A 4,321-nucleotide genomic window follows, 5' to 3' on the forward strand; every position below is an offset into this window, starting at 1 on the left:
GACAGACCGACCGACCGGTGGCGCCCCGCCCCTTTCTGCGGTGCCCGTTCCGGTCCTGCTCTCCGTTTCTCCGTTCTCCCTGCGCGCGGATACGTGCCCAAGCCCGCTTCCCCGAGACCGCCCGCCCCGCCCCGCCTAGCCCGCGAAGCCCGCGTCCACGAACTCGACGACACGGTTCACCTGCTGGGCGCGGGTCGCCCCGGCGGCGGGGGTGTGGGCGTAGACCAGTCGGCGGCCGCCGTCCCCGGTGGCGAACACACCGCTCGACCGGCCGAGTCCGGAGCCCGTCTTGCCCCAGACGGTGGTCCCGCCCGCCTCGTGGCGCATCAGGCCGCCGGCGCTGAAGCAGGCCTTCGGCGACAGGCAGGTGTTGGTCGGGGAGTTGGGCACGTCGGGGACCTCGTACAGGTGGCGCTGCTGCGCGGGCGGCAGCAGCCGGCCGCCCAGCAGTGCGCCCATGAAGCGGTCCAGGTCCGCCGCGGTCGAGACCAGGCCGCCTTCCGCCCAGTACCAGGCCATGCGCGGATCCGTCGACATCTCCGTCCGGCGCAGCCCCAGGGGGCGCAGGATCTGGCGCCGCAGCTCCTCCTCGTACGTCCGGCCGGATATCCGCTCCACGAGCAGCCCGGCGACGAAGCTGTTCATCCCGTTGTACTGCTGGACCGTGCCGGGGGCGGGAACGCGGCCCGGGCGGGCGGCCGCGTCCGCGGCGAAGGAGGCGAGCACCACCTCGCGCGGCTCGGCGGGGCCTCCCGAGACCATCGGCAGGTCGCCGGTGTGGTCCATGAGCTGCCGTACGGTCACTTCGGCGTACGCGGCGGGTATCAGGTCGGGCAGGTAGCGGCGCACCGGGGCGTCGACGGCTATCCGGTGCTCGGCGGCGAGCCGGAGCACCAAGGTGTTGGTGAACAGCTTGGTCACGCTGCCTATCGGGGCCTGCGCGTCGGGTGCCACCGGCCCGGCGGACCCGGTCCACGGCGTGCGGAGCCCCTCCCCGGACAGCCGCACCAGCGCGCTCGTGGAGACCCCGTCGGGCAGCCGCGCCAGCAGCTCCCGCATGGCTGCGGGGTCCTGGGCGACCGCCCGCCCGCCGTGGGCCGCGGAAGCGATGGAAGCGGGGCTCGAAGCAGAGGCGGGGGCGGCCAGTGCTGCCGGGACGCCCGCGCCGATGGTGAGAGCCGCCAGTGCGATGCCGGTGACGGCGATGCGATGGAGGGTGCGGGGGCGTGCGTTCATCGGTGTCTCCTGGAGAAGGGCTGCTCAGCGGGGTCTGACACCAACTCTCCGCCACCCGCCGGGCGTTGCCCATCAGTGATCACCCGGACCGGGCCCCGACCGCACCCCGACCCCTTTGCCCGGACGGCCTAAGGGACGTGCCACGACCTCCGTGACCGCTCAGAGGTACTCCCGGGCGAACTCCACCGCCCACTCGACCGCGGCCACGGGGAGGGAGCCCGAGTGCGGGTCGACGGTGAGGCGGGCGGACTCCCAGTCCCCGTCCTGCTCGCGGTGGATGGCGAAGACGGCCGGCATCTCGGCACCCCGCGGGGTGGCCCAGAACTCGATGGCCCGGTCGTCCCCGTCCGACCCGAGCGCCTCGATGACCATGTCCCCGACCGTGAACTCCACTGCCCCACCCCTCATGCCCCGACGCCCTCGCCGATCCCCGCACGGCGTCCCCCCGGACGCGTACGCACCACCCTCCACCGGGGCCGGGCCGCGCCGCATGAGTGCGCGTACTCAGACCCGTACTCAGGCCCGCGCCGGCCCTCCCGCCAGCAGCCCCCGCCACCTCGTGCGCTCCGTGACCAGGCAGGCCACCGCCAGGGCCGCCACCGGGACCGCGGCCCAGAGCGGCCAGGCGAACCAGGACGCCACCACGGCCACGACCAGCTGCAGCAGCACCAGGGCGACGGTCACCGCGCCCGGGACCGCAACGATCACCTGGGCCTTGTCGCCCGGGGTGGCGAACACCGTCGGGAGCCCGATCAGGAGCACCACGGAGGCCACCGCCGCCGTCACCGACCAGCCCGCCAGGGCCCAGGGGGCGGCCACCCAGGCGCACAGCTCCGTCGCGAAGCGGAGCACGGAGGCGAGGTCCGCCCGAGGCCCGCCGGCCCCCGCGCCACCCTCCCCGCCGCTGCTCCCGCCCCGTTCGGCGCTCCCGCCCCGTTCGGCGCTCCCGCCGCCGGCGGCGCTCCCCGGCCCGCCGTTCTTCCCCGTACCGTCCATCTCCCGTACGCCCCGCTCTCCTTGATCTTCGTCGCGCGCCGCGCACACCCTAGAGGGCGTCCGGTACCCGGCAGGGTGACGAGCGCAACACCGGTCCGGCGCCCTCCCCCGGCCCCACCCATTCCGCAGGTCGGAACCCGGGCCCGGCCCCGGTTTCCAAGGGTCCGCGGCGCCCGCACCCAAGCTTTACGCGAAAGGGGACATATCGGTCTGCCGTTCACCCCCCGCCTCCCCGGCAAATAGCGGAGCGCACCCGCACCCGGCCCCGTAAGCTCCCGTCATGCAGGTGATCCAGTCAACGAAACTCGCCAATGTCTGCTACGAGATCCGCGGACCCGTCCTCGAAGAGGCGATGCGGCTCGAAGCGGCAGGTCATCGCATCCTCAAGCTCAACACCGGCAACCCCGCGGCCTTCGGCTTCGAGTGCCCGCCGGAGATCCTTGAGGACATGCTCCGCAACCTGGGCAACGCCCACGGCTACGGGGACGCGAAGGGGCTGCTCTCGGCGCGCCGCGCGGTGATGCAGCACTACCAGACCAAGGGCATCGACCTGGACGTCGAGGACATCTACCTCGGCAACGGCGTCTCCGAGCTGATCCAGATGTCGATGCAGGCGCTGCTCGACGACGGCGACGAGGTCCTGGTGCCCGCGCCGGACTACCCGCTGTGGACCGCCTCCGTATCGCTGGCCGGCGGCACCGCCGTGCACTACCGGTGCGACGAGCAGTCCGACTGGATGCCGGACCTCGCGGACATCGAGCGCAAGGTCACCGACCGCACCCGCGCCATCGTGATCATCAACCCGAACAACCCTACGGGCGCCGTCTACGACGACGAGATGCTGCGCGGGCTGACGGACATCGCCCGCCGCCACAACCTGATCGTGTGCTCGGACGAGATCTACGACCGGATCCTCTACGACGGCGCCACGCACACGAACACCGCCGCCATCGCCCCGGACCTGCTGACGCTCACGTTCAACGGGCTGTCCAAGAACTACCGCGTCGCCGGCTACCGGGCCGGCTGGATGGCCGTCTGCGGCCCCAAGAAGAACGCCTCCTCGTACATCGAGGGGCTGACGATCCTGGCGAACATGCGGCTCTGCGCCAACATGCCCTCGCAGCACGCCATCGCCACCGCGCTGGGCGGTCGGCAGTCGATCGTCGACCTGGTCCTGCCCGGCGGACGGCTGCTGGAGCAGCGCGACACCGCCTACGACCTGCTGACGCAGATCCCCGGCATCACCTGCGTGAAGCCCAGGGGCGCGCTGTACCTGTTCCCGAAGCTGGACCCGTCCGTCTACAAGATCAAGGACGACCGGCAGATGGTCCTCGACCTGCTGCGCGAGGAAAAGATCATGGTCGTGCACGGTACGGGCTTCAACTGGCCCGACCCCGATCACTTCCGGATCGTGACCCTGCCGAACGCGAAGGATCTGGGCGACGCGGTGACCCGGATCGGGAACTTCCTCGACGGATACAGCCAGCCGTAGGGCGGACGCGGGTGCCTGGGGCCCTCGGGGCCTCGGGGCCCCTGGGGTCCCTGGGGCTTCTGGAGACACCCCGGGCTCGCGTCGAGGTCGCGCGGGGGTCGTACCGGGGTCGCGTCGACACACAGGAACAGGATTCAGCTCAACTTTAGAACCGATCCAAGGTAGGATGGTCTCCTGACCACGCAGGAGGCCTCCGCATGTACGAGCCGATTCGCACCAAGTCGGTCGACCCCCGCATAGGCGGCCACCGCACCGACTACCCCCGCAGCAGCCGGTCCGAGGCGCTGGACATCCAGCTCGCCGGGCACCTGGCCGCGCTGCTCACCGTCACCGACGAGCTCGGCCTCGACGAGGCCGCCGCCCGGATCGCCGCCGAGGTGACGCGTCTGCGCGGCGCGCAGCCCGCGCGTGCGGAGCGGCAGCCCGGTGACGCGGCCGAACCCGAAGCCGTCGCCGCGCTGCACCGGCGTGCGCACGACTTCGCCGCCCGCGCCCTGCTCGTCGCCGCGTCCCGCGCCGACACCACGGTCGCGATCCTCGCCGCCGAGCGGATGGACGAGCACGCCGCCGCGCTCGACCTCGTCGGCGCCCACTGAC

5 protein-coding genes are annotated in these 4,321 nt (G+C 72.5%); 2 read left to right on the forward strand and 3 right to left on the reverse strand.

What is annotated here, in order from left to right; all coding sequences use genetic code 11:
• Positions 1–135: 135 nt before the first annotated feature.
• From ACWGDE_RS36600 to ACWGDE_RS36610, 3 genes are all read right to left on the reverse strand, one after another.
• Positions 136–1,236 carry a serine hydrolase domain-containing protein gene (locus ACWGDE_RS36600; protein WP_453393398.1) on the reverse strand — a complete coding sequence of 367 codons (1,101 nt, stop codon included), beginning with the start codon at positions 1,234–1,236 and terminating at the stop codon, positions 136–138.
• Between the two features lie 159 nt (positions 1,237–1,395).
• A complete protein-coding gene (locus ACWGDE_RS36605) occupies positions 1,396–1,644 on the reverse strand; it encodes a hypothetical protein (protein ID WP_453393399.1) in 249 nt (82 codons plus the stop codon).
• Positions 1,645–1,752: 108 nt separating this feature from the next.
• Positions 1,753–2,232, reverse strand: coding sequence for a hypothetical protein (locus ACWGDE_RS36610; RefSeq protein ID WP_453393400.1), 480 nt, complete (start codon positions 2,230–2,232; stop codon positions 1,753–1,755).
• 280 nt (positions 2,233–2,512) lie between these two features.
• Here ACWGDE_RS36610 and ACWGDE_RS36615 point away from each other — a divergent pair, with 280 nt between their 5' ends.
• Positions 2,513–3,724 carry a pyridoxal phosphate-dependent aminotransferase gene (locus ACWGDE_RS36615; RefSeq protein WP_453393401.1) on the forward strand — a complete coding sequence of 404 codons (1,212 nt, stop codon included), beginning with the start codon at positions 2,513–2,515 and terminating at the stop codon, positions 3,722–3,724.
• 197 nt (positions 3,725–3,921) lie between these two features.
• Complete coding sequence (locus ACWGDE_RS36620) at positions 3,922–4,320, forward strand: SCO4983 family protein (RefSeq protein WP_453393402.1); 399 nt, start codon at positions 3,922–3,924, stop codon at positions 4,318–4,320.
• Position 4,321 lies beyond the last annotated feature (1 nt).

Source organism: Streptomyces sp. NPDC054956, assembly GCF_053609185.1.